Genomic DNA, 24169 nt, shown 5'->3' with positions numbered 1-24169 from the left:
CGGCGAGAAGCGACGACGAGAACAGGACCTGACGCGCAGGCCCACCCCCTCAGATCTGCGGCACCGCCGACAGCAACCGGCGGGTGTAGTCGTGCCGGGGGTCGGCGAAGACGGTGTCGGCGTCGCCGGCTTCCACGATCACGCCGTCGTGCATCACCACCACGCGATCGGCGAGGTGCTTGACCACCGACAGGTCGTGCGAGACGAACAGGTACGACAGTCCGAACCGCTCCTGTAGGTCGAGCAGCAGGTTGATGATGCCGGCTTGGATGGACACGTCGAGCGCCGACACCGGCTCGTCGAGGGCCAGGATCTTGGGTTGCAGCGCCAGTGCTCGCGCGATGCCGATCCGCTGCTTCTGGCCACCCGAGAACTCGGCGGGGTAGCGGCTGGCGTCGTCGCGCCGCATGCCCACCAGTGTCAGCAGCTCGGCGACTCGCTCGTCGATGTGGCCCTTCTCGAACCCGTTGGCGCTCAGCGGTTCCGACAGGACGTCGAACACCGGCAGCCGGGGGTCGAGCGAGGCCACCGGATCCTGGAACACCACCTGCAGGTCGCCGCGCAGGGCCCGTCGGCCGCGGCGGTCCAGGGACGCGACGTCGTGGCCGAGCACCTCGATCGACCCGCCCTGCGGCGCCTCCAACTCCAGGATCTGGTGCAGCGTCGTCGACTTGCCCGAACCGGACTCGCCGACGATGCCGACCGTCTGCCCCTGACGGAGGTCGAAGCTGATGCCGTCGACGGCGCGCACCTCCCCGACCTTCCGCTTGAACACCACGCCCTTGGTCAGGTCGTAGGTCTTCACCAGGTCGGTCACCCGCAGCACGACGGGCGCATCGGGATCGGGCGCCGCGTCGGTGGGGGCGGTCGACACGCCGTACACCTCGCTCGCGGTGCGTCCCTGGACGTGTTCGGTGCGGATGCACGCCGCGGTGTGGGCGGTCCCGACGGGGATCAGCGGCGGCTCGGCCTCGCGGCACTCGTCGATCACCAGCGGGCAGCGCGGCGCGAACGGGCAGCCGGCGGGCAGCCCCGCCATCGACGGCGGCACACCGGGGATGGGCACCAGCCGCGCGCCCTGCGGGGCGTCGAGTCGCGGTACGGAGCCGAGCAGGCCGACGGTGTAGGGCATCACGCGGTCGCGGACGATGTCGGCCACCGGCGCCGTCTCGACCGCCCGACCCGCGTACATAACCAGTGCGCGGTCGGCGAACTCGGACACCACGCCGAGGTCGTGGGTGATGATCAGCACGCCCGCCCCGGTGACGTCGCGCGCGGTGCGCAGCACGTCGAGGATCTGCGCCTGCACGGTGACGTCGAGGGCGGTGGTCGGTTCGTCGCAGATGATCAGGTCGGGATCGTTGGCGATCGCGATCGCGATGACGACGCGCTGCCGCTCGCCGCCGGACAGCTCGTGGGGGAACGCGCGGGCCCGTCGGTCGGGTTGGGCGATGCCCACCAGTTCGAGCAGTTCGACGGCTCGCGCCTTCGCCGCGGCGCGGCCGAGATCGCGCTGGTGCACCCGCAGCGCCTCGGCGATCTGGTCGCCCACGGTGTAGACCGGCGTCAGCGCCGACATCGGATCCTGGAACACGGTGCCGACGACGCGCCCGCGGATGCGCGACATCGCGGTGTCGTCGAGCCCGATCAGCTCGTCACCGTGCAGCTTGACCGATCCGCTGACGTCGGCGAACTCGGGCAGCAGTCCGATCACGGCCATCGCGGTGGCGGACTTTCCGGCGCCGGACTCGCCGACGAGTGCGACCACCTCGCCCGGGCCGACGTCGAAGGACATGCCGCGCACCGCGGCGACGTCCGGCCCGTCGGTGGGGAAGGTGACGGTCAGGTCCGTCACGGACAGCAGGCCGGTCACGGGCGCCGCCGCCGTCGCAGGGTCCGCGAGCTCGGGTCGAGCGCATCGCGCAGACCGTCGCCGATGACGTTGGCGCACATCACGATCAGCACCAGGATGCCGGCCGGGAACAGGAACAGCCACGGGAACGTCAGCGCCGACGGGGTGCCGTCGCTGATGAGCGTGCCGAGGGAGACGTCGGGCGGCTGGATGCCGAAGCCCAGGAAGCTCAGGCCGGTCTCGGCGAGGATCGCGATGCCGACGTTGAGCGCCGTGTCGATGATGATGATCGACGCCACGTTGGGCAGCACGTGCCGCACGATGATCCGGCGGTTCGACACCCCCATGTACCGCGCTGCGGTGACGAATTCGCGCTCGCGCAGGCTCATCGTCAGGCCGCGGACGATGCGTGCGCTGATCATCCAGCTGAACGCGGCGAGCAGCAGGATCAGCCAGAACACGGTGTCGGCGCCGCGGGTGCGCGGGGTGATGATCAGGATCAGGATGAAGCTCGGCACCACCAGAAGCAGGTCCACGACCCACATCTCGACGCGGTCGCGCCAGCCGCCGAAGTAACCGGCGATGGCCCCGACGGTCGCGGCGATCACCGTCGACACGAACGCCACGCACACGCCGATCAGCAGCGACTTCTGCATGCCGCGCAGCGTCTGCGCCAGCAGGTCCTGGCCGAGCGAGTTGGTGCCGAACCAGTGGCTGGTGCTCGGCGGCTGCTGCAGCGCCAGGTAGTCCAGCTCGGTGTAGCTCCACGGCAGCAGCGGCGGCAGCGCGTAGCAGCCGACGAACAGCAGGACCAGGATCGCGAGCGCGCCGACGGCGAGGCGGTTGCGCAGGAAGCGGCGCGTGGTCAGGGTGCGGCGCGACGCGAATCCGCCTGCGGAGATGCCGGACTGGGCCGTCGACGACGCCTGCGTGGTCACCGGTTCGTCGCTCACGCGGACACCCTCACCCTCGGGTCCAGCGCCGCGTAGATGACGTCGGACAGCAGACCGGCCAGCAGCACCGTGGCGCCGGTGAAGACGGTGATGGCGGCGACGATGTTGGTGTCCTGGGTGGCGATGCCCTGCACGGCCCATTCGCCCATGCCGTGCCAGCCGAAGATCTTCTCCACGAACACCGCCCCGGTGACGAGACCGCCCACGCTGTAGGCGAACAGCGTCGCCATCGGGATGAGTGCCGTGCGCAGCCCGTGGCGCAGCAGCGCCTGCCGCCGGGTGAGTCCCTTGGCCCGCGCGGTGCGGATGAAGTCCTGGCCGAGCACGTCGAGCATCGCGCTGCGCTGATAGCGGCTGTACCCCGCGATCGAGAACAGGGCCAACGTCACCGACGGCAGGACCAGGTGCTGCACCCGGTCGACGACGCCGCTCGTGAACCCCGGCGACACGGTGGTCGACGTCTCGCCGATGTACTGGAACAGCTGAAAGCCCAGGGCGGTGTTGATGGCGTTGGCGGGCAGCATCAGCAGGGTCGCGAGGACGAAGGTCGGCGTGCTGATCAGCAGCAGCGAGACGACCGTGATCAGCCGGTCGGAGAACCGGTACTGCCGGACCGCGCCCCACGCGCCGACCACCACGCCGATGACGGTGCCCAGCACCGACCCGATGACGACGAGTCGCAGGCTCACCCCGATGCGCCGCCACATGTCGTCGGAGACCGGCTGGCCGGTGATCGTGGTGCCGAAGTCGCCGCGCACCGCGCCGGCCGCCCAGTGTCCGTATCGCTCGAGGACGGGCTTGTCGAGGTTGAGTTCGGCGGCCTTGGCGTCGATGACGGCCTGCGGCGGGCGGGGGTTGCGGCTCTCCAGGTTCTCCAGCGGGTTGAACGCCCATGCCGTGAGGCAGAAGGTGAGGAACGACGCGAGGACCAGCAGCACCGCGTAGTTGAGGAGTCGACGAGCCAGGAACCGCGTCACGTCGCGCTCGCCGGTACTCGCATGCGGCAAGGGTAGGAGATCGCCGGGCGCACACCCCTCAACGGCCCCGATGGGCGCGCCCGCGCCGCGCGTCGGACGAGGGGGACGGGGAAGAGAACTGGCAGCACGGCCACAGCGTGCGTCCAGCTTCGGCGCGTTCACTCGGGTGTGGAGTCGGACCCCGCGGGCGGGAGTGCGACGGAGATGACGATCATTCGAAGGTGACGGACACATGACCAACGAGACCCGTAGGCACGTCAGGACGTACGCCGCGATCATCGGTGGGAGCGCGCTGGTGGCGATCGGCGCGATCAGCGCCGCGACGGTGCCCTCGACCGGACCCGATCTGGCGAAGAGCACCACGATGACGATCGGTGCGACGAGCACGGAGACCACGCCGTCGAACGCGCCGGCGGTGGCGGAGGCCGTGCCGAAGATCAAGGGACCCGCGCCGCTGCCGTCGGAGGAGGAGTCCGCCAAGTAACGGCGTGTAACAGGCAACTGGCAGGCGTTTGGCAGAACTTCACATCGGTTACCCGGTGTCTCGAAGGGGTTCGACATCCCTTTGGACACGTTCGAGCGATCGATGGGGAGTGATCCGCGTGATGACCACGAAGTTGAAGACTGTGACCGCCGCCGTTGGTGCCGGTGCTCTGCTGGCCATGGGCGGTGTCACGATGGCGACCAGTGCCGCCGAGCCCGAGCCGGCGCCCCCGGGCCCGGTGCAGCCGAGCATCACCACCTCGGAGGCGACGGTCGGTGAGACCAGCACCGAGACCACCGCGCCGCCGACGCCGACGACGACGTTCGCGGAGCCCGAGATCGAGGGCCCCGCGCCGCTGCCGTCCGAGCTGGAGGGCGTGCCGGGCTAACCCGCCGCCGACAGGGGAGGTCGCGAGGTCTGGTCGATCGACCGGATCACCGCGGCCTCCCCTTCACGCGTCGCGGCCACCTCGACGTCGTCGCCGACCCGGACGGCGGGCGTGCCCGCGCCGGGCGGCAGGACGTAGGTCGACGTGAAGTCGTCGGAGCTGCGGACGGTCACCGCCGTCGGTGACAGCGCGATCAGCCGTCCCGTCTGCGTGAGCTTCGTGGTGACGCCGGATCCGTCGGCGACGGCGATTTCCGAGTGCAAAGACGGCGTCGTCGGCGCCGATCCGAACCCCGCCTGACGGCCGGATGGTGGGCCACCGTGCGGCGGTCCCAGCCGCGGCCCCTCGGCGGTGGCTCTGTACACCGCGGCGCCACCGCCGCCGGCGACGACGACGGCGACCCCCACTGCGGCGAGTGTGCCGCGCACGCCCCACGAGTTCATCGCTCCACTGTGCGCGCCCGGCATGTGAGCGCGCTGTGGACGGCGTCAGCGGCGGCTGAGCGGATCTCTCACAGCCGGCGCATAGGTTCGACACAGGGTCGGCCCACCGGTCCGGTCGATAATGGGGGACATGACCACCGGTTCGACTCACGACAGGGACGCCGGGCGCGTCGTCATGCGGCGCGCGGACGGCAGCCCGATCAACGTCCTGGTCGTCGACGACGAACCCGTGCTGGCCGAGCTGGTGTCGATGGCCCTGCGGTACGAGGGCTGGGACATCACCACCGCGGGCGACGGCGCGTCGGCGATCGCCGCGGCCCGCCAGACGCCTCCCGACGTGGTCGTGCTCGACGTGATGCTGCCCGACATGAGCGGCCTCGACGTCCTCGCGGAACTGCGTGCCCAGACGCCCGGCCTGCCGCTGCTGCTGCTCACGGCCAAGGACTCCGTCGAGGACCGCATCGCGGGCCTGACCGCGGGCGGCGACGACTACGTGACGAAGCCGTTCAGCATCGAGGAGGTGGTGCTGCGGCTGCGCGCGCTGCTGCGCCGCACCGGCATCGCCGACGAGTCCGGCGGGGCACAGATCGTGGTGGGCGACCTGGTCCTCGACGAGGACAGTCACGAGGTGACCCGCGCGGGCGAGTCGATCACGTTGACCGCCACCGAGTTCGAGCTGCTGCGGTTCATGATGCGCAACGCGAAGCGCGTGTTGAGCAAGGCGCAGATCCTCGATCGGGTGTGGAGCTACGACTTCGGCGGCCGGTCCAACATCGTCGAGCTGTACGTCAGCTACCTGCGCAAGAAGATCGACAGCGGACGCGAGCCGATGATCCACACCCTGCGGGGGGCCGGGTATGTCCTCAAGCCCGCCCGCTGACGGTTCCCGCACCCGCGTCTTCTCCCCGCGCACCTGGTCGCTGCGGGTCCGGCTGCTGGTCACGCAGATCGTCCTGCTCGCCACGGTGTGCGCGGCGATCGGCGTCGGGACTGAGTTGGCGCTGCAACGCTTCCTCAGCCATCAGCTCGACGAGCAGTTGCTCGAGGCGGGCAGACGCTCGGCGGCCATCTTCGACCTGCCGTTCCCGCCGCCGGACCTGCCCGCGGACAGGCGCTTCAATCCCGAGGCGGGCCCGGGGCCGGGCTTCCTCAACGCGCCCGGCCAGGCCGCCCGCACTGCCGGGGCGGTCATCGAGACCGACGGCGCCGTCGATGCCGGCGTGATCACCGCCGACGGCAGCCGATCCGAGGTGAGCGCCGCCGCGGCCGCCGAACTCGCCGCGGTGCCGCCCACCCACACGCCGCAGACCGTCGTCCTCGACGGGTTGGGCCGCTACCGCGTCATCGGACTGCACTCCCGGCACGGCAGCCAGACGATCGTGACCGGGCTGCCGACGGCGGTGATCGACGACACCGCGTTGTGGGTGCTCGGCATGTTCTGCGTGGTCGCGATCACCGCGCTGCTCGCCGCGACGATCGCGGGAATCCTGGTCATCCGACGCCAACTGGCGCCGCTGTCCCGGGTGGCGGCCGCCGCGCGCGACGTCGCCGACCTCGAACTCGACCGCGGCGAGGTGAGCCTGCCGACGCCGATCGTCCGGGTGGACCCGGCGGGCGCGCACACCGAGGTGGGTCAGCTCGGGTCGGCGCTCAACCGGATGCTGGACCGCATCTCCGGGGCGCTGTCGGCGCGACACGAGAGCGAGACCCGGGTGCGCCGGTTCGTCGCCGACGCCAGCCACGAGCTGCGCACCCCGCTGGCCGCCATCCGCGGGTACACCGAACTGGCGCAACGCAAACGGGACGAACTGCCCGACGACGTGGCGCACGCGATGAGCCGGGTGCAGTCCGAGACGTTGCGCATGACCCAGCTCGTCGAGGACATGCTCCTGCTGGCCCGCCTCGACGCGGGCCGCCCGCTCGAACGCGAGAGCGTCGACCTGTCGCGACTGGTCGTCGACACGGTGAGCGACGCGCACGTCGCCGGCCCCGACCACGCGTGGTCCATCGACCAGCCGGAGGAGCCGGTGCTGGTCCTCGGCGACGAGGCACGCCTGCACCAGGTGCTCGCGAACCTCCTCGCCAACGCCCGGACGCACACCCCGGCGGGAACGTCGGTGACCACGTCGCTCGAGGTGGACGGTGACGCCGTGGTTTTAAGCGTCGCCGACGACGGGCCCGGCATCTCCGCCGCACTGCAGGGCGAGGTCTTCGAGCGGTTCGCCCGCGGTGACTCGTCGCGCTCCCGGCGCGACGGCGGCACCGGGCTCGGCCTCGCGATCGTCGCTGCCGTGGTGAAGGCGCACGACGGCACCATCGAGGTCGACAGCGTCCCGGGGTCGACGGAGTTCGTGGTGCGGTTGCCCGGCGGTTCACAGCCCACCCACAGCAGAGGCACATCAGGGGCCTAGTCGGCCGAACGACACTCGGAGGAGTGACAGCCGTACTGCCGCGCGCGGCGACACCCGAGGACACCGCCCGCGGCGGATCGACGACGCAGCGGTGGGAACGGGTCCGGTTCGGCGCCCTGCTGGTGGCGACGGCGGCACTGTACCTGTGGAACCTGTCGGCCAGCGGATGGGCGAACGCGTTCTACTCCGCTGCCGCACAGGCCGGTTCCACCGACTGGACGGCCATGCTGTTCGGCTCGAGCGATGCGGGCAACGCGATCACCGTCGACAAGATCCCGGCGGCGCTGTGGGTCATGGATGCCTCCGTGCGGCTGTTCGGCTTGGGCTCGTGGAGCGTGCTCGCCCCGCAGGCGCTGATGGGCGTCGGCGCCGTCGCCGTCCTGTACGCGGCCGTCCGCCGCGCTGCCGGACCCGGTGCCGCGCTGATCGCCGGCGCGGTCTTCGCGCTGACACCCGTTGCGGCCCTGATGTTCCGCTTCAACAACCCCGACGCCCTGCTGGTGCTGATGCTGGTGATCGGCGCCTACTGCACGCAGCGCGCGTGCGAGCGGGACGCCGGACGGTGGTGGCTGGTCGCGACCGGCGTCGTGGTGGGCGTGGCGTTCCTGGCGAAGATGCTGCAGGCGTTCCTCGTCCTGCCCGCGTTCGCCGTCGCCTACCTCGCGACCGCGGCCGTCCCGTGGCGCCACCGGGTGCTCCGGCTCGCCGCGGGCACGGTGGCGCTCGTCGTGTCCTCGGGCTGGTACCTGGTGCTCGTCGAACTGTGGCCCGCGTCGTCACGGCCCTACGTCGGCGGCTCGCAGAAAGACAGCATCGTCGAACTGGCCCTGGGCTACAACGGGTTGGGTCGCCTCACCGGTGAGGAGGTCGGCGGTCTCGGCAACCTCGACTACGACGTCGGCTGGAGCCGCCTGCTCGGCAGCGGGATGGGCGCCTACGCCGGCTGGCTGCTGCCGACCGCGCTGATCTGCCTCGTCGCGGGGCTGCTGATCACGCGGCGAGCGCCGCGCACCGACGCCGCACGCTGCGGGCTCATCCTGTGGGGCGGCTGGCTGGTCGTCACCGCGGTGGTGTTCAGCGCCGCGGGCGGCATCGTGCACTCCTACTACACGGTCGCGTTGGCGCCCGCGATCGGCGCCGTGATCGGCATCGGCTCGACGATGCTGTGGCGCAACCGGTTCGACGTCCGCGCGGCGAGTGCCATGGCGTCGACGGTCGCGGTGACGGTGGTGCTGGCGGCCGTCCTGCTGAACCGGCACGCGGACTGGCCGGCCTGGTTCACGGTCGGCGTCGCCGCGGTGGGCATCGGCGCGGCGGTGCTGCTGCTGGTCAACGCGCGTCTGCCGCGCCGGGTGGCGCTGGCCGCCGCCGGGCTCGCCGTCGCCGCCTGCCTCGCCGGACCCGGTGCCTACGCCGTCGCGACCGCCGCCACGCCGCACAGCGGGGCCATCCCGTCGGTCGGGCCGGCGAGCGGTGCGGGCCAGTTCGGCGGCATGACGGGGTTCCTGGGAGCACCCACGCCCGGCGCCGGTCTGACGGCGCTGCTCGCCGAGGACGCCGACCAGTACCGTTGGGCCGCAGCGGTCGTCGGCTCCAACAATGCCGCCGGGTACCAGCTGGCGAGCGGCGCGCCCGTGATGGCCGTCGGCGGGTTCAACGGCACCGACCCGGCGCCCACGCTGCCGGAGTTCCAGCGATTCGTGGCCGACGGCGACGTGCACTACTTCATCCGCAGCCGCATCATGGGCACCTTCGGTCGGGGCGAGGCCACCGGCAGCCGCGCCGCCGCCGACGTCGCGGCGTGGGTGGAGTCGCACTTCACCCCGATGATCGTCGACGACGTCGTGGTCTACGACCTCACCGCACCCCCCGCCGCGTGATTCACAGCCGGCGCATAGCTCGCCCAAACGGCCGCCACACCACGCCCCCCGAGGATGAGGTCATGACGCAACTCGACACGCGGCCCGAACGGGTGACCCGCTTCGCCTCCCGCCCCAATGCGGCTCGCGCCGCCGCCGCGCGCGGGGTGCCGGTGCTCGACGTGGTGATCCCCGTCTACAACGAGGAGGCCGCCCTCGCGGAGTCGGTGCACCGGCTGCACCGGCACCTGCACGAGACGTTCCCGTACGAGGTGCGCATCACGATCGCCGACAACGCCAGCGTCGACGGCACCCCGCGGGTGGCCGCCGAACTCGCCGCCGACCTCGAGGGCGTGCGCGTCGTGCGGCTCGAGCAGAAGGGCCGCGGCCGGGCGCTGCACGACGCGTGGCTGCACTCGGACGCCGAGGTGCTGGCCTACATGGACGTCGACCTGTCGACCGATCTCACCGGCCTCGCCCCGTTGGTCGCGCCGCTCATCTCGGGGCACTCCGACCTCGCGATCGGCACCCGGCTGGGCCGCGGGTCCCGCGTGGTCCGCGGGGCCAAGCGCGAGTTCATCTCCCGCTGCTACAACCTGATCCTGCGGTCGACGCTCAGCGCCGGCTTCTCCGACGCGCAGTGCGGGTTCAAGGCGATCCGCGCCGACGTCGCCCGCGAGTTGGTGCCGCACGTGTCCGACACCGGCTGGTTCTTCGACACCGAACTGCTGGTGCTCGCCGAGCGCAGCGGGCTGCGCATCCACGAGGTCCCGGTCGACTGGGTGGACGACCCCGACAGCCGCGTCGACATCGTCTCGACCGCGGCGGCCGATCTCCGTGGTGTCGGACGGCTGCTGCGCGGCTTCGCCGACGGCTCCATCCCCGTCAACGCCATTGCGGCGCAACTCGGTCCGTCACGACGTGCGGCCGCACCGCGCTCGCTGTTCCGGCAGGTGGTCAGGTTCGGCGCCGTCGGCGTCGCGTCCACGGCCGCCTACCTGGTGCTGTTCGTGCTACTCCACGGCTGGATCGGCGCGCAGGCCGCCAACCTGGTCGCCCTGCTGGTCACCGCCGTCGGCAACACCGCGGCCAACCGCCGGTTCACGTTCGGCGTCGCGGGCAACGGCGCGCGCCACCACGTCGAGGGTCTGATCGTCTTCGGCATCGCCCTCGCGATCACCAGCGGCGCACTCGCCGGCCTGCACGCGTTCGTCGAGACCCCGCACCGCATGGTCGAACTCGGTGTGCTGGTGGTCGCCAACCTGGTCGCGACGGCGGTCCGCTTCGTCCTCCTCCGCGGCTGGGTCTTCCATCCCCGCCGCTCCCGTTCGACCTCGAAGGAAATCCAGTCATGACCCTCACCGCAGACCGCCGGGCGGAGGTGCGCGCCCACGACGGCGACGTTCCCGATCCGCGCTGGGCCAGCTCCGGCCTCGTGGCCCTGCTCGTCGGCACCGCCGTGCTCTACCTCTGGGGGCTCGGCTCGTCGGGCTGGGCGAACAGCTACTACGCCGCCGCCGCCCAGGCCGGAACGCAGAGCTGGAAGGCGTGGCTGTTCGGCTCGCTGGACGCGGGCAATGCGATCACCGTCGACAAGCCGCCCGCCGCGATGTGGGCGATGGGCCTGTCCGGCAGGCTGTTCGGCTTCAACGAGTTCACCATGCTGCTCCCGCAGGCGCTGATGGGCGTCGCGTCGGTGGCGCTGCTGTACGTCACGGTGAAGCGCTGCAGCGGTGCGGGCGCCGGCCTCGTCGCCGGGACGGTCCTCGCCCTCACCCCGGTGGCGACGCTCATGTTCCGCTACAACAACCCCGACGCACTGTTGGTCCTCCTGCTCGTCGTCGCGGCCTACTGCACGGTGCGGGCCATCGAGAACGGCAGTTACCGGTGGATGGCGCTGACCGGCGTCGCCGTGGGCTTCGCGTTCCTCACCAAGATGCTGCAGGCGTTCCTGCCCGTGCCGGCATTCGCACTGGCGTTCCTCGTCGCGGCGCCGACGTCGCTGTGGCGGCGGCTGGGCGCGCTGGTGGTCGCCGGGGTCGCCGTGATCGTGTCGGCGGGCTGGTACGTCGCGCTGGTCAGCCTGTGGCCCGCCGACACCCGGCCCTACATCGCCGGGTCTACCGACAACAGCCTGCTGCAATTGGCGCTGGGTTACAACGGGATCCAGCGCATCGTCGGCGGTGGCGGACCCGCCGGAGGCGGCGGCGACGCGGGCCCCGGTGGAGAGGGCAGACCGTTCGGCGGCAACGTGTTCTTCGGCGGCGAGCCCGGCATCGGCCGCATGTTCGGACCGTCGTTCGGCACCGAGGCGTCGTGGCTGCTGCCCGTCGCGCTCGTCGGCATCGTCGTGCTGGCGTGGCTGACGTGGCGTGCCGCGCGCACCGACCTGCGCCGGGCGAGCATGCTGCTGTGGGGCGGTTGGCTGCTGATCACCGCGCTCGTCTTCAGCTTCATGGACGGCACCGTGCACCCGTACTACGTCGTGGCGCTGGCCCCGGCGATCGCCGCACTGGTCGGCATGACGGTGCCCGAGCTGTGGCGTCGCAGGGCCGTCCTCGTACCGCGCCTGATACTCGCGGCGATGCTCGCCGGCACCGGGGCGTGGGCGTTCGTCCTGCTGGGCCGCAGCCCCGAATGGCTTCCGGCACTGCGCTGGGTGATCCTGGTCGGCTCCGTCCTGGTGGCCGCCGCACTGGCCGTCGGCGCGCAGCGTGCCGGTCGGGCGACGGCCGTCCTCGCCGCGCTCGCCTGCCTCGTCGGACTCGGCGCCACCGTCGCGTACTCGTGGCAGACGGTCGCGGGGCAGCACAATGGACCGGTCGCGACGTCTGGTCCCGCCAAGGCCGGCGGGTTCGGCTTCGGGCCCCCGGGAGGAGACGACAAGCCCGACGACGAGTCAGCCGACAAGTCCGGCGATCCGTTCGGCACGAGGGACAACCCGCAGCTGGAGGGCCTGCTGAAGGGCACCGACAGTCGTTGGGCCGCAGCGGGAATCGGGTCCATGCAGGTGAGCACCCTCGAGTTGAAGACCGGCGAGTCGTTGATGGCGATCGGTGGCTTCACCGGTGGCGATCCGTCGCCGACGCTCGAGCAGTTCCAGAAGTACGTCTCCGACGGTCAGGTGCGGTACTTCATCGCCTCCGAGCGGTTCGGTCCGCCCGGACACCGCGACGGCACCGCGACGGAGATCTCGTCGTGGATCGAGGCGAACTTCGCGAAGGCCGACGTCGGCGGCACGACCGTCTACGACCTGGAATCACCGCGATCCTGACGCTGTCGGGCCCGGGCAGGCGTCACTACCGTCGGTGGTGACGTCTGCCCGCATCGCCAGGAGATCCCATGTCCGTGACCGACGAATACCTGAAGAACAACGAGGCCTACGCGGCCCGGTTCGAGGGCCCGCTGCCGCTGCCGCCGAGCAAGCACGTCGCGGTGGTCGCCTCGCCTGCATGGACGCCCGGCAGTCGCTGAGGCGCATACGAGGCCGGCACGTTCCTCACCCTGCAAGAGAGACCCCCGAGCGCACGCTTGTTGACGCTCCCTCTCGGGAAACGCGTTAACCATGTGTGCGCTCGGCATCCGCGGTGACGTGCACTTCCGCGAATGTCGACTGCCCCTGCCGCATTTACCGTAGCGTCAACGCGATCATCTCTGCGAGGCGTCGCCGATCAGCCCTCGGCGCCGGCTCGAGAAGGGCCGGTCCGCATGCGCATCGTCGTCGACCTCAACCGCTGCCTGGGTTACGCGCAATGCGTGCCCCTGGCGCCGGAGGTCCTTCAACTCAGCGGCGAAGAGGCGCTCATGTACGACCCGAATCCCGATGAGTCGCAACGCCAGCAGGTAGCGCGTGCCGTGGCGTCCTGCCCGGTGCAGGCCATCATCGCGGAGATGGACCCGCCGTCGGACCGGACGACGACATGAGGACGCTGATCGACGAACTCGTCAGCACCTTCAAAGCCGAGGGCCGGATCGTCATCGTCGGTGCGTCGCTGGCTGGCCTCCGCGCCGCGGAGGCGTTGCGCGACGAGGGTTTCACCGGCTCCCTGACGATCATCGGCGACGAGGTGCACGAACCCTACGACCGGCCGCCGCTGTCCAAGCAGGTGCTGAAGGGATGGGTGCCTGCGGGGAACACAAAGTTGCCGCGATTGCGCGCCGTCGACGCCGACTGGCGCCTCGGCGTGGCGGCCACGGGACTGGACCGCGACAACCACGAGGTCCTGCTCGCCAACGGCGACAGGGTGCCCTACGACAGGCTGCTGATCGCCACCGGCGTCCGCTCCCGCGAGTGGTTCAATCCCGAGGAGGCCAAGCTCAAGGGCCTCTTCACGTTGCGCACCAGTGACGACGCGGCGGCGATTCAGGCGGCGTTCAAGGCCGAGCCGAGGCGGGTGCTGATCGTCGGAGCCGGGTTCATCGGTTCCGAAATCGCCTCGGTGTGCCGTGATCTCGGATTGAACGTGACGGTCGCGGAACGATCCAGTGCACCTCTGGTGGGACCGCTCGGCGGTGTCATCGGCGACATCGCTGCCAAGATGCAGCGCGACGCCGGAGTGGATTTGCGTACCGGGGTGGCAGTCGAAGCGCTCAAGGGTGACGCCGACGGTCACGTCCGGCAGGCTCAACTGTCGGACGGCACGCTGCTCGACGTCGACGTGGTGGTGGCGTCGCTCGGTTCAGTCCGCAACATCGAGTGGCTCGACGGCGCGGAACTCGCGACCGGGTTTTGGGGGGTCGGCTGCGACGCCGGGTGCCGGGCCTTCGACATCAACGGAGTGGTGACCGACAACATCTTCGTCGCCGGTGACATCGCCCGAGCACCGCACGTGCTCTACGAGTACCAGTTCATGGCGATCGAACACGTGGACGCCGCGGTGCTGGGTGCCCAGACCGCCGCGCACAACATGGTCAATCTCGAGAAGGCGCGCCGACCGCACCTGCCGCTGCCGCAGTTCTGGTCCGGCCAGTTCGGCGTCAACATCAAGGGTGTCGGCGTGTGCTCGTTCGGTGACGAGATCGTCTTCACCCAGGGCTCGGTGGAGGACTTGCGATTCGCCGCCGCCTTCGGCAAGAACGGCCGCATCGTCGGCGCGATCACGTTCAACCACGGTAAGTGGCTCGAGTACTACGCACGGCTCATCGAACGGTCTGCGCCGTTCCCGCCACCGCCGCCGGGCTATGACGTGCCCGCGAACTCGGAGGTGATGTCGGCTCGTTTCGGTGACCCGCGTGCACCGACCGGGATTCCCGACGTCGTCCTCACCGGCCACGACCCGACCTCCCGCGGCGCCGAGTTCCGCGCCAGAGCCCGCTAGAACGGACCAAGGATGACTACTGCTGCCACCGCCTGGACCGAGGCGATGAAGTACGAGAACCGCCATGACCCCTACCGGTTCTTCGACGAGCTGCGCCAGACGCCCGTCGTGCAGGTCGCCGACCGGGTCTACGTGGTGACCGGCTACCGCGAACTGTTGCAACTCGCGCACGACCCGCACGTCAGCTCCGACATCAGCCGCAGCCCGATCTCGGGCCAACCGCCGGAGCAGGCGAGCGCCGGCGCCGAGCACATGCAGGCTTACGGCCGCGAGGCAAGCCTGATCGTGTCCGACCCGGCGAAGCACGACAGGCAGCGTCGACAGGTCATGCGGCACTTCGCCCCGCCGCACTCTCCGGACGTCATCCCCAACATGGCCGCTGACATCCAGACCCTGTGCGACGACTCCCTCACCGGCCTCAAAGCCAAGGGTGGCAACACGTTCGACGTCGTCGACGATTACGCCTATCCGGTACCGGTCGCCGTCATCTGCCAGATCCTCGGCGTGCCCCTCAAGGACGAGCCGACCTTCCACGGCTGGATCTTCGACTTCATGGCGGGCATGGACCTGGGTCCGGACGCCGCCACCGAGGAGGGGCAGGCGCGCAGGGCGAAGGGTCAGCAGAGCACCGCCGCGCTGACCGCGTACATGGATGATCTGATCCGCGGTTTCCTGACCGATCCGCAGGACAGCGTGCTGTCGAAGATGGTGAATGACACGGACGGCCCGGATGGGCCGATGACGGTGCAGGAGGCGGCGGCCAATGCCATGCTGCTGCTGATCGCCGGCCACGACTCGACGGTCAACACCATCGCGCACTGTGTGCTGCTGCTCCTGCGCAACCCGGAGTCGCTCGATCTGCTGCGGGCGAAGCCCGAGCTGATCCCCGCGGCGATCGAGGAGGTGCTCCGGCTGCAGTCCGCCGTCCAGTTCTTCCCGAGCCGCAGCGTCACCGCCGACGTCGAGGTGGGCGGTGTGGTCATTCCGGCGGGTTCGGCGGTGCACCTGCTGTACGGCGCCGCCAACCGCGACCCGAAGCGGTTCCCGGACCCGGAGAAGTTCGACATCGAGCGCAAGGACAACCAGCACGTGGGCTGGGGCCGCGGCGTGCACAGCTGTGTCGGCGGTCCACTGGCGCGTCTCGAGGTCAACATCGCGGTGGAGACGTTCCTGCGGCGGGTCGAGAACCCGCGTCTGGTCGTCGATCCGCCGCCCTACCGGCAGAATCAGGTGTTCCGCGGACCGCTGCACCTCGAGGTCCAGTTCGACCGGATCACGCCCTGACGATGCGGGCCTTCCAGTTCGTCGAATGGCAACAGCCAGGGCAACTCCGAGACGTGCCGGTGCCCGAACCGGGCCCGGGGGAGGTACTGGTCAAGGTCGGTGGCGCAGGCGCGTGCCACTCGGACCTCCACCTGCTGGAGGCGCCCGCGGGAGCCCTGGAGCTACCGTTCACGCTCGGCCACGAGAACGCCGGATGGGTGGAGCAGATGGGCCCTGGCGCAACCGGTTTCGCGACTGGCGATCCCGTCATCGTCTACGGGCCGTGGGGCTGCGGCCTCTGCATGAACTGCCGTCGGGGGATGGAGAACTACTGCCAGATGCCTGGCAAGCCGACCCCGGGTGGGCTGGGCGGCAACGACGGTGGCATGGCCGAGTACCTGCTGGTCCCCTCGACGCGCTACCTGATCCCGCTCGGCGACCTGGATCCCCGTGACGCGGCGCCGCTCACCGATGCGGGCCTGACGAGCTACCACGCGGTCAAGCGTTCGGTGCACCTGCTGGGGCCGGGTTCGACGGCGGTGGTCATCGGCGCGGGCGGCCTCGGGCAGATGGCCATCCAGGTGCTGAAGGCGCTCAGCGGCGCAACCACCGTTGTCGCCGTCGACACGTCGGACGCCAAACTGGAGATCGCCACGAGCATGGGTGCCGACGAGGTCCTCGTCTCCGGCGACGACGCCGTGCGGCAGATCGGGGACGTCACCCGGGGACTGGGCGCCGAACTCGTCCTCGACATGGTCGGCATCGCGCCCACCCTCACGATGGCGGCCAGGGTGTCGCGGACGCTCGGACACCTCACCGTCGTCGGCCTCGGCAACGCCTCACTTCCGGTCGGTTTCCACAGTCCGGCGCTCGAATGCTCCGTCGCAGCACCGTTCTGGGGCAGCATCCCCGAACTCATCGAGGTGGTCAGCCTCGCGCAGAGCGGCAAACTCACGATGCTCGTCGAACACTTCCCGCTCGACCAGGCTGAGCACGCGTATCACCTCTTGCACGACGGCAAGATCCGCGGTCGCGCGGTCATCACGCCACACGGCTAGGGGTTCGGCGCGTCGGCGGCGCCGAGTGTGTGGGTCGTCGACCGTGCTCTCGGCGGATGCATTCAGAACCCGCACAGTGGCGCTCGGTGCGCCCGTTCGCACCCCGACCGTTGACACCGCACCGCACCCCGTCGTACATTCCAGGGCATGATTGTAATTCTGGCTAACTCTACCAACTTAAAGAGGAAGTCATGACGACCGCTGAACTCGATCAGCCGGCCGGCAAGTACGAGTTGAGCCACCTGCGCTCGCTCGAGGCCGAGGCCATCCACATCATTCGCGAGGTCGCCGCTGAGTTCGAGAAGCCGGTGCTGCTGTTCTCCGGTGGCAAGGACTCGATCGTCATGCTGCACCTGGCGATCAAGGCGTTCCAGCCCGGCCGCCTGCCGTTCCCGGTGATGCACGTCGACACCGGACACAACTTCGACGAGGTGCTCGCCGTCCGCGACCAGCTCGTCGCCGAGAGCGGCGTGCGGCTCGTCGTCGCCAAGGTGCAGGACGACATCGACGCCGGCCGCGTCGTCGAGACCATCCCGTCGCGCAACCCGATGCAGACCTTCACGCTGCTGCGGGCCATCCGCGAGAACAAGTTCGACGCGGCCTTCGGTGGTGCCCGCCGCGACGAGGAGAAGGCACGCGCCAAGGAGCGCGTCTTCAGCTTCCGCGACGAGTTCGGCCAGTGGGATCCCAAGGCCCAGCGGCCGGAGCTGTGGAACCTGTACAACGGCCGCCACCACAAGGGCGAGCACATCCGCGCCTTCCCGATCTCCAACTGGACCGAGTTCGACATCTGGTCCTACATCGGTGCCGAGAAGATCACGCTGCCGTCGATCTACTACGCGCACCAGCGCAAGGTCTTCGAGCGCGACGGCATGCTGCTCGCGGTGCACGAGTTCCTGCACCCGCGCAAGGACGAGCCGATCATCGAGAAGACCGTGCGGTTCCGCACCGTCGGCGACGTCACCTGTACGGGCTGCGTCGAGTCCACGGCGGCCACGGTCGCCGAGGTGATCGCCGAGACGGCCATCTCGCGGCTCACCGAACGTGGCGCCACGCGCGCCGACGACCGGATCTCCGAGGCCGGTATGGAAGATCGCAAGCGCGAGGGGTACTTCTGACATGGGGCGAGCGAAGCGACGGGAAAATTGACATGGCAACGCTTCTGAGGATTGCGACCGCAGGGTCGGTCGACGACGGCAAGTCGACGCTGATCGGCCGGCTGCTGTACGACTCGAAGGCCGTCATGGAGGACCAGCTCGCCGCCGTCGAGCGCACCTCCAAGGAACGCGGCAACGACTACACCGACCTCGCCCTGGTGACCGACGGCCTGCGGGCCGAGCGCGAGCAGGGCATCACCATCGACGTCGCGTACCGCTACTTCGCCACGTCGAAGCGCAAGTTCATCATCGCCGACACGCCGGGGCACATCCAGTACACCCGCAACATGGTGACCGGCACGTCGACCGCTCAGCTCGCGATCGTCCTCGTCGACGCCCGGCACGGCCTGCTCGAGCAGTCCCGCCGGCACGCATTCCTTGCGTCGCTGTTGGGGATTCAGCACATCGTGCTCGCCGTCAACAAGATGGACCTCGTCGACTGGTCGCAGGAGCGGTTCGAGAAGATCCGCGACGAGTTCCACGAGTTCGCCGCCCGGCTCGACGTGCACGACGTCACGTCGATTCCGCTGTCGGCGCTCAACGGCGACAACGTCGTCACCAAGTCCGACGCCACGCCGTGGTACGAGGGGCCGGCGCTGCTCAATCACCTCGAGGAGGTGTACGTCGCCGGTGACCGCAACCTGATCGACGTGCGCTTCCCGGTGCAGTACGTGATCCGCCCGCAGACCCGCGAGCACGCCGACCACCGCAGCTATGCGGGCACCGTCGCGAGCGGGGTGCTGCGTCCCGGTGACGAGATCGCCGTGCTGCCATCGGGACAGACGAGCCGGATCACGGCGATCGAGGGTCCCACCGGACCCGTCGACGAGGCGTTCCCGCCGATGGCCGTGTCGATCAGCCTCGCCGACGACGTCGACGTGTCGCGCGGCGACATGATCGCGCGGGACAACAACCGCCCGCACGTCACGCAGGAGTTCGACGCGATGGTGTGCTGGATGGCCGACGCAGCCGCGCTCGAGCCCGGTCGGGACTATCTGATCAAGCACACGACCCGCACCACGCGGGCCAAGGTCGTCGCACTCGACTACCGTCTCGACGTCAACACGCTGCACCGGGACAAGAGCGCAACGGCGTTGAAGCTCAATGAACTCGGCCGGATCACCCTGCGCACCCAGGTGCCCCTGCTGCTCGACGAGTACGCCCGCAACGCCGCCACCGGATCGTTCATCCTCATCGACCCCGACACCAACGGCACGATCGCCGCGGGCATGGTGCGCGACACCACGCCGGTGGCGAATCGCTCCGCGACGCCGAACACCGTGCGCCACCAGTCGCTGGTGCGCACCGACGACCGGCTCTCGAAGGGCCGCACGGTGTGGTTCACCGGTCTGTCGGGTTCGGGCAAGTCGTCGGTGGCGGTGCTCGTCGAGCAGAAGCTGCTCGCCAACGGGTGTCCCGCCTACGTGCTCGACGGCGACAACCTGCGGCACGGACTGAACGCCGACCTCGGCTTCTCGATGTCCGACCGGGCGGAGAACCTGCGCCGCCTGGCGCACATCGCGACGCTGATGGCCGACTCGGGCCTCACGGTGCTGGTGCCGGCCATCAGCCCGCTCGAGGAGCATCGCGAGCTGGCCCGGAAGGTGCACTCCGAGAAGGGGTTCACCTTCTTCGAGGTGTTCATGGACACCCCGCTCGACGACTGCGAGGCACGCGACCCCAAGGGGCTCTACGCCAAGGCCCGGGCCGGCGAGATCACCCACTTCACCGGCATCGACAGCCCGTACCAGCGGCCCAAGAACCCGGACCTGCGGCTCGTCCCCGGACCCACGCCCGACGAGTTGGCGGATAGCGTGGTCGACATGTTGAAGGCCCACGCGTGACCGACCACGAGGTGGCGGCGCGCCTCGCCACCGAGGCGGGCGCACTCCTGCTGGAGGTGCGCCGTGAGTTCGCCGACGCGGACGCCGCGGAGCGGAAGGCCGCGGGTGACACGCGCGCCCACGAGTTCCTGATGCGCGCGCTGGCGTCCGAGCGCCCCGACGACGCCGTGCTGTCCGAGGAGGCCACCGAGGAGGAGCGCGCCAACTCCAGGCGGCTGACCGCCGACCGGGTGTGGATCGTCGACCCGCTCGACGGCACCCGGGAGTTCTCCGAACTCGGCCGTGACGACTGGGCCGTGCATGTCGCGCTGTGGCAGTCCGGCGAACTGGTCGCCGGTGCGGTCGCGCTGCCGGCCCAGGGCGTCACGCTGGCCACCCCGGACGTGGCCCCGCCGCCCGCGGCCCCCGCGGTACCGCGTGTCGTGGTGTCGCGGACCCGTCCGCCTGCCGTCGCACTCGCCGTGTGCGAGGCGCTCGGCGGCACGCTCGTCGAGATGGGATCGGCGGGTGCCAAGGTCGCGTCCGTGGTGCAGGGCGTGTCCGACGTGTACGTGCACGCCGGCGGGCAGTACGAGTGGGACTCCGCGGCGCCCGTCGCGGTGGCCCGCGCCGCGGGCCTGTACACCTCGCGCCTGGACGGGTCGCCGCTGCGCTACAACCAGTCCGACGTCTCGCTGCCGGACCTGATCGTGTGCCGGCCCGAGTTCCGGGACGCGGTGCTCGCCGTCACGACCCGGGCCTAGGGCCGTCAAGACGGCGTAAACATCGGCCGCGGCGGTGTCATGGGCCCGTATGGATCCGCGCCGACGCCCGCCGTCCGGCGTAGTCCTGATGGCATGCCCTCCGCACTCGTCACGAACGACCCCTCGCCACTGCGCAATTCGATCAGGGGCGTCCGCAGCGCGCTCCCCGGCGCCGGCTGCGGCGTGTCCGCGGCCGCGCTCGCCGATCCGGCGGTCGCCCGGTGGGTGCGCGAGCACGGGCTGACGGTCACCGTCGACGCCGACGACCACCTGGCCCGGGTGCTGTCGACCGGGGTCCGCCCCAACCAGCTGGTGTTCCGGTGCGGTCCGGTGACCGACTCGATCCGTCAGGCGGTGAACCTCGGGCTGACCCGCTTCGTCGTCGGGACGTCCCGCCACATCGCCGGCCTGTCGCGCTGCGCCCAGCGCACCAAGTACCTCTACCTCGACGGTCGCTGCCCGCTGGTGCTCTGCGACCGCCGGTTGAGCGTCATCGGCCTGCACGCCGACGTGGACGACTCCGGCGGCGCCGTCGAGTGGGCCGCCGAGGCCGAACGGCTGCTCTGCCGGGCGGCGCTCCTCAAGACGTGCGGGTCGCCGGTCCGGCGGATCGTGCTCAGCGGCGGATCCGGCGACCCGGGGCCGACGGGCGGGACCGATCGGCTCACCGGCATCGCCGCCGCCGTCGACGCCGCACTGCGCGAGGGGTGCGACCGCTGGCAGGTGTCACGCCCGGCCGTGACGCTGATCGCGGGCTCGCACTAGCCTGGCGAGATGACCAATCCCACGCTGCGCGCGCTGGCCGAACTTCCCCTGACGCCCGCGCCGCTGGGCGACTCGACGCTGGTGCTGATCGACTGCCAGAACACCTACACCCGGGGCGTCATGGAACTCGAGGGCGTCGGCGCCGCGCTCGAGGAGGTCGCCGCGCTGCTGGACCGGGCCAGGACGGCCGGGGTGCCGATCATCCACGTCCAGCACAGCGACGGCCCCGGCTCGCTGTACGACGTCGAGGGGGAGAGCGGCGCCATCGTGCCGCTGGTCGCGCCCCGCGACGGCGAGCCCGTGGTGGTCAAGCAGTATCCGAACTCGTTCGTGCAGACGGACTTCGACGAGCGCCTCAAGGCCGTCGGGGCGCAGAACCTGGTCCTGACCGGCTTCATGACGCACATGTGCGTGAACTCGACTGCCCGTGGTGCGTTCAACGGCGGCTACTCGCCGACCGTGGTGGCCGCGGCGACCGCGACGCGCAGCCTCCCCGGCGTCGACGGCACCCCCGTGCCCGCGGCCTCGATCCACGGTGCCAGCCTCGCCGGGCTCGCCGACATGTTCGCCGTCGTCGTTCCCGACGCCGCCGCGATCCCGGACTGATCGCCGTGACGCGTCCCTCCACCGAGGTGTCCCGGCTCGCCGAGAAGCAGACCACGTCGCGCGATGCCCTCGACGAACTGCTCGCGGCGACCCCACTGGCGACCGTCGCGCTGGTCCGCGACGGCCACCCGGTGGTGTTCCCGACCGGCTTCACCCGCATCGACGACGACCTCGTGATCCACGGTTCCACCGGGTCGCCGTGGATGCGGGCACTGGCCGCGGGTGCGCCCGCGGCCGTGTCGGTGACGGCGCTCGACGGGGTCATGGTGGCCCGCAGCGGATTCGAGTCGTCGTTCCGCTACCGCAGCGCCGTGCTGTTCGGCGTCTTCGAGCAGGTGCCCGACGCCGACAAGGTCGCCGCTCTGGAGGCGCTGACCGACGCGTTCATCCCCGGCCGGGTCGCCGAACTGCGTCCCAGCACGCGTAAGGAGGTCGCGGCCACGCTGGCGCTGCGACTGCCCATCGGCACCGACAACTGGTCCCTCAAGGTCAGCGCCGGCTGGCCGGACGATCCGGACGAGGACGTCGCGGGCGACGCGTGGGCGGGCGTGGTGCCGATGTCGATCGCCTACAGCGCACCGCACCCCGCGCCCGATCTACGGCCCGGCATCCCCGTGCCCGGGTCGGTGCGCGCCCTGGGCGGTCCCTCAGTCGAGTAGCGACGTCCGGCGGTAGAGGTCGGTGCGGCGGTCGCCGTGCACGTCGTTGTTCTCGTTGAACCGCTTGATCCGAGACAGCGCCAGGTCGAGGTCGGCCGTGACGTTGCCCGGATGGCCGAACTGCCCCAGCGCCGCGGGGTAGCCGTCGGCGTCGGTGATGACGGAGCCGCCGATCCAGTCCTGTCCGCGCTCCACGCCGACGCGGTCGCACACGGCGATCGGCATGCGGTTCATGCCGGCCCCCGCGAGCACGCGCACCATCTCGGTGGGACGCTCGCCATCGGGCCGGGGGAGCAGCGGCCAGTTCACGGGTGCACACAGCAGATCGGCGCCGTAGAGTGCGACGGCGCGCACCCACTCCGGGAACTCGACGTCGTAGCAGACCAGGACGCCGATGCGGCCGTGCTCGGTGTCGACCACCACCGGTAGGTCGTCGGAGCGGTCGAAGACGGAGTTCTCGGTGTCCCACAGGTGCGTCTTCCGGTAGACGCCCCGGACGCCGCTGGGGTCGACCACCACGGCGGAGTTGTACACCCGGTCACCGGCGGCCTCGGGGAATCCCGCCACGATTGTCAGCCCGAAGGACTCGGCGAGGTTCGCCCACTCGGTGATGCTGGGTCCGTCGCGCGTCTCGGCGAGCGACTCGAGTTCCGCGCGGTCGGCGAACACGTAGCCCGAGGTCACCAGTTCCGGGAGCACCACGATCTGGGCGCCGTCGGAGGCTGCCTGCTCGATCGCGGCACGCGCGGTGGTCCGGTTCCCGGTGACGTCCCCGATCAGCAGCGGCACCTGGCAGCACGTCACGCGAGTGGTCATCCCTCGATGGTGGCGCATTTCTTGTCCCGTCGCTCGCGCTCGCCCCGAACCAGTCCCCGATTGAAACCCCCTCGATGGCACAATCTGCAGACATGCGGATGTCGGCGAAGGCGGAATACGCCGTTCGGGCGATGGTCCAGCTGGCCACGGTCGACGAGGGAGTGCTGGTCAAGACCGACGACCTCGCCAAGGCGCAGGGCATTCCGGCGCAGTTCCTGGTCGACATCCTGAGCGATCTGCGCACCGACCGTCTGGTGCGCAGCCACCGCGGGCGCGACGGCGGCTACGAATTGGCCCGCCCCGCCGCGGACGTCAGCATCGCCGACGTGCTGCGCTGCATCGACGGGCCGCTCGCCAGCGTCCGCGACATCGGCCTCGGCGATCTGCCGTACTCGGGTCCGACGGCGTCGCTGACCGACGTGTGGCGGGCCCTGCGGGCCAGCATGCGGTCGGTGCTGGAGGAGACCAGCCTCGCCGACGTGGCGTCCGGCGACCTGCCCGGCCACGTCGCGACCCTGGCCGGCGACTACAAGGACCAGGAGTCCGAGCGCGGCCACGGCTGACCGGTCGGGC

At 70.5% G+C, this 24169-nt stretch carries 23 protein-coding genes and 1 pseudogene; 19 read left to right on the top strand and 5 right to left on the bottom strand.

The window, feature by feature from the left end:
- Positions 1–49 precede the first annotated feature (49 nt).
- Genes AC1MEY_RS14705 through AC1MEY_RS14695 form a run of 3 tightly spaced genes read right to left on the bottom strand, consistent with a single transcriptional unit; the run spans position 50 to position 3782 of the window.
- Positions 50–1873: a dipeptide ABC transporter ATP-binding protein gene (locus AC1MEY_RS14705; RefSeq protein WP_480226241.1), complete on the bottom strand. Its 1824-nt coding sequence runs from the start codon at positions 1871–1873 to the stop codon at positions 50–52.
- On the bottom strand, positions 1870–2754 hold the full coding sequence (locus AC1MEY_RS14700; RefSeq protein ID WP_480231493.1) for an ABC transporter permease: 885 nt from the start codon (positions 2752–2754) through the stop codon (positions 1870–1872). The genes AC1MEY_RS14705 and AC1MEY_RS14700 overlap by 4 nt, the downstream gene beginning before the upstream one ends.
- 47 nt (positions 2755–2801) lie before the next feature.
- Complete coding sequence (locus AC1MEY_RS14695; RefSeq protein WP_480226240.1) at positions 2802–3782, bottom strand: ABC transporter permease; 981 nt, start codon at positions 3780–3782, stop codon at positions 2802–2804.
- A 232-nt stretch (positions 3783–4014) separates the two neighbouring features.
- Here AC1MEY_RS14695 and AC1MEY_RS14690 point away from each other — a divergent pair, with 232 nt between their 5' ends.
- Complete coding sequence (locus tag AC1MEY_RS14690; protein WP_480226239.1) at positions 4015–4266, top strand: hypothetical protein; 252 nt, start codon at positions 4015–4017, stop codon at positions 4264–4266.
- Between the two features lie 121 nt (positions 4267–4387).
- On the top strand, positions 4388–4654 hold the full coding sequence (locus AC1MEY_RS14685; RefSeq protein WP_480226238.1) for a hypothetical protein: 267 nt from the start codon (positions 4388–4390) through the stop codon (positions 4652–4654).
- Here the strand turns inward: AC1MEY_RS14685 and AC1MEY_RS14680 are convergent.
- The gene (locus AC1MEY_RS14680) at positions 4651–5097 is read right to left on the bottom strand and encodes a hypothetical protein (protein WP_480226237.1); all 447 of its coding nucleotides are present in this window, start codon (positions 5095–5097) and stop codon (positions 4651–4653) included. The two genes, AC1MEY_RS14685 and AC1MEY_RS14680, sit on opposite strands and share 4 nt — an antisense overlap.
- Before the next feature lie 175 nt (positions 5098–5272).
- Between AC1MEY_RS14680 and AC1MEY_RS14675 the strand changes: the two genes are divergently transcribed.
- The 16 genes and pseudogenes from AC1MEY_RS14675 (at position 5273) to AC1MEY_RS14600 (ending at position 22780) form a co-directional block, all read left to right on the top strand.
- Entirely contained in the window at positions 5273–5977 is a 705-nt protein-coding gene (locus tag AC1MEY_RS14675) for a response regulator transcription factor (RefSeq protein WP_480231492.1), read from the top strand.
- Positions 5955–7508, top strand: coding sequence for a sensor histidine kinase (locus AC1MEY_RS14670; protein WP_480226236.1), 1554 nt, complete (start codon positions 5955–5957; stop codon positions 7506–7508). The genes AC1MEY_RS14675 and AC1MEY_RS14670 overlap by 23 nt, the downstream gene beginning before the upstream one ends.
- 23 nt (positions 7509–7531) lie before the next feature.
- Positions 7532–9388 carry a glycosyltransferase family 39 protein gene (locus AC1MEY_RS14665; protein WP_480226235.1) on the top strand — a complete coding sequence of 619 codons (1857 nt, stop codon included), beginning with the start codon at positions 7532–7534 and terminating at the stop codon, positions 9386–9388.
- 62 nt (positions 9389–9450) lie between these two features.
- On the top strand, positions 9451–10722 hold the full coding sequence (locus AC1MEY_RS14660) for a bifunctional glycosyltransferase family 2/GtrA family protein (RefSeq protein ID WP_480226234.1): 1272 nt from the start codon (positions 9451–9453) through the stop codon (positions 10720–10722).
- A complete protein-coding gene (locus AC1MEY_RS14655; protein WP_480226233.1) occupies positions 10719–12641 on the top strand; it encodes an ArnT family glycosyltransferase in 1923 nt (640 codons plus the stop codon). Before AC1MEY_RS14660 ends, AC1MEY_RS14655 begins: the two co-directional genes overlap by 4 nt.
- Before the next feature lie 68 nt (positions 12642–12709).
- Positions 12710–12855 (top strand): annotated as a pseudogene (locus tag AC1MEY_RS14650) (carbonic anhydrase); the annotation flags it as partial.
- A 220-nt stretch (positions 12856–13075) separates the two neighbouring features.
- Entirely contained in the window at positions 13076–13291 is a 216-nt protein-coding gene (locus AC1MEY_RS14645; RefSeq protein ID WP_480226232.1) for a ferredoxin, read from the top strand.
- Positions 13288–14685, top strand: coding sequence for an NAD(P)/FAD-dependent oxidoreductase (locus AC1MEY_RS14640; RefSeq protein ID WP_480226231.1), 1398 nt, complete (start codon positions 13288–13290; stop codon positions 14683–14685). Before AC1MEY_RS14645 ends, AC1MEY_RS14640 begins: the two co-directional genes overlap by 4 nt.
- Before the next feature lie 12 nt (positions 14686–14697).
- Positions 14698–15969 (top strand): cytochrome P450, encoded by a 1272-nt coding sequence (locus AC1MEY_RS14635; RefSeq protein ID WP_480226230.1) that lies wholly within the window; start codon positions 14698–14700, stop codon positions 15967–15969.
- Between the two features lie 2 nt (positions 15970–15971).
- The gene (locus AC1MEY_RS14630) at positions 15972–17006 is read left to right on the top strand and encodes an NAD(P)-dependent alcohol dehydrogenase (protein WP_480226229.1); all 1035 of its coding nucleotides are present in this window, start codon (positions 15972–15974) and stop codon (positions 17004–17006) included.
- A 191-nt stretch (positions 17007–17197) separates the two neighbouring features.
- Positions 17198–18124 carry a sulfate adenylyltransferase subunit CysD gene (gene cysD, locus AC1MEY_RS14625; protein ID WP_480226228.1) on the top strand — a complete coding sequence of 309 codons (927 nt, stop codon included), beginning with the start codon at positions 17198–17200 and terminating at the stop codon, positions 18122–18124.
- A gap of 32 nt (positions 18125–18156) precedes the next feature.
- On the top strand, positions 18157–20007 hold the full coding sequence (gene cysN, locus AC1MEY_RS14620; protein ID WP_480226227.1) for a sulfate adenylyltransferase subunit CysN: 1851 nt from the start codon (positions 18157–18159) through the stop codon (positions 20005–20007).
- Positions 20004–20750, top strand: coding sequence for a 3'(2'),5'-bisphosphate nucleotidase CysQ (locus AC1MEY_RS14615; protein WP_480226226.1), 747 nt, complete (start codon positions 20004–20006; stop codon positions 20748–20750). Before cysN ends, AC1MEY_RS14615 begins: the two co-directional genes overlap by 4 nt.
- 93 nt (positions 20751–20843) lie before the next feature.
- Complete coding sequence (locus AC1MEY_RS14610) at positions 20844–21515, top strand: hypothetical protein (protein WP_480226225.1); 672 nt, start codon at positions 20844–20846, stop codon at positions 21513–21515.
- Positions 21516–21524: 9 nt separating this feature from the next.
- The gene (locus tag AC1MEY_RS14605; RefSeq protein WP_480226224.1) at positions 21525–22121 is read left to right on the top strand and encodes a cysteine hydrolase family protein; all 597 of its coding nucleotides are present in this window, start codon (positions 21525–21527) and stop codon (positions 22119–22121) included.
- A gap of 5 nt (positions 22122–22126) precedes the next feature.
- Entirely contained in the window at positions 22127–22780 is a 654-nt protein-coding gene (locus tag AC1MEY_RS14600) for a pyridoxamine 5'-phosphate oxidase family protein (protein ID WP_480226223.1), read from the top strand.
- Here the strand turns inward: AC1MEY_RS14600 and AC1MEY_RS14595 are convergent.
- Complete coding sequence (locus AC1MEY_RS14595) at positions 22769–23596, bottom strand: nitrilase-related carbon-nitrogen hydrolase (protein WP_480226222.1); 828 nt, start codon at positions 23594–23596, stop codon at positions 22769–22771. The two genes, AC1MEY_RS14600 and AC1MEY_RS14595, sit on opposite strands and share 12 nt — an antisense overlap.
- A gap of 92 nt (positions 23597–23688) precedes the next feature.
- Here AC1MEY_RS14595 and AC1MEY_RS14590 point away from each other — a divergent pair, with 92 nt between their 5' ends.
- Positions 23689–24159: an Rrf2 family transcriptional regulator gene (locus tag AC1MEY_RS14590; protein WP_480231491.1), complete on the top strand. Its 471-nt coding sequence runs from the start codon at positions 23689–23691 to the stop codon at positions 24157–24159.
- Positions 24160–24169: the final 10 nt, after the last annotated feature.

This window comes from Mycobacterium sp. PTI7 (assembly GCF_056679845.1).
The sequence above is the reverse complement of the archived record's forward strand: the minus strand, read 5'-3'. Positions and strand labels throughout refer to the sequence as shown.

Bases quoted from the DNA above. Each gene is read 5' to 3' on its own strand.
- cysD (WP_480226228.1), top strand. From the start codon at position 17,198: ATGACGACCGCTGAACTCGATCAGCCGGCCGGCAAGTACGAGTTGAGC.
- AC1MEY_RS14645 (WP_480226232.1), top strand. From the start codon at position 13,076: ATGCGCATCGTCGTCGACCTCAACCGCTGCCTGGGTTACGCGCAATGC.
- AC1MEY_RS14640 (WP_480226231.1), top strand. From the start codon at position 13,288: ATGAGGACGCTGATCGACGAACTCGTCAGCACCTTCAAAGCCGAGGGC.
- AC1MEY_RS14670 (WP_480226236.1), top strand. From the start codon at position 5,955: ATGTCCTCAAGCCCGCCCGCTGACGGTTCCCGCACCCGCGTCTTCTCC.
- AC1MEY_RS14690 (WP_480226239.1), top strand. From the start codon at position 4,015: ATGACCAACGAGACCCGTAGGCACGTCAGGACGTACGCCGCGATCATC.
- AC1MEY_RS14660 (WP_480226234.1), top strand. From the start codon at position 9,451: ATGACGCAACTCGACACGCGGCCCGAACGGGTGACCCGCTTCGCCTCC.
- AC1MEY_RS14630 (WP_480226229.1), top strand. From the start codon at position 15,972: ATGCGGGCCTTCCAGTTCGTCGAATGGCAACAGCCAGGGCAACTCCGA.
- AC1MEY_RS14655 (WP_480226233.1), top strand. From the start codon at position 10,719: ATGACCCTCACCGCAGACCGCCGGGCGGAGGTGCGCGCCCACGACGGC.
- AC1MEY_RS14685 (WP_480226238.1), top strand. From the start codon at position 4,388: ATGACCACGAAGTTGAAGACTGTGACCGCCGCCGTTGGTGCCGGTGCT.
- AC1MEY_RS14610 (WP_480226225.1), top strand. From the start codon at position 20,844: ATGCCCTCCGCACTCGTCACGAACGACCCCTCGCCACTGCGCAATTCG.
- cysN (WP_480226227.1), top strand. From the start codon at position 18,157: ATGGCAACGCTTCTGAGGATTGCGACCGCAGGGTCGGTCGACGACGGC.
- AC1MEY_RS14635 (WP_480226230.1), top strand. From the start codon at position 14,698: ATGACTACTGCTGCCACCGCCTGGACCGAGGCGATGAAGTACGAGAAC.
- AC1MEY_RS14605 (WP_480226224.1), top strand. From the start codon at position 21,525: ATGACCAATCCCACGCTGCGCGCGCTGGCCGAACTTCCCCTGACGCCC.
- AC1MEY_RS14680 (WP_480226237.1), bottom strand. From the start codon at position 5,097: ATGAACTCGTGGGGCGTGCGCGGCACACTCGCCGCAGTGGGGGTCGCC.
- AC1MEY_RS14590 (WP_480231491.1), top strand. From the start codon at position 23,689: ATGCGGATGTCGGCGAAGGCGGAATACGCCGTTCGGGCGATGGTCCAG.
- AC1MEY_RS14595 (WP_480226222.1), bottom strand. From the start codon at position 23,596: ATGACCACTCGCGTGACGTGCTGCCAGGTGCCGCTGCTGATCGGGGAC.
- AC1MEY_RS14675 (WP_480231492.1), top strand. From the start codon at position 5,273: ATGCGGCGCGCGGACGGCAGCCCGATCAACGTCCTGGTCGTCGACGAC.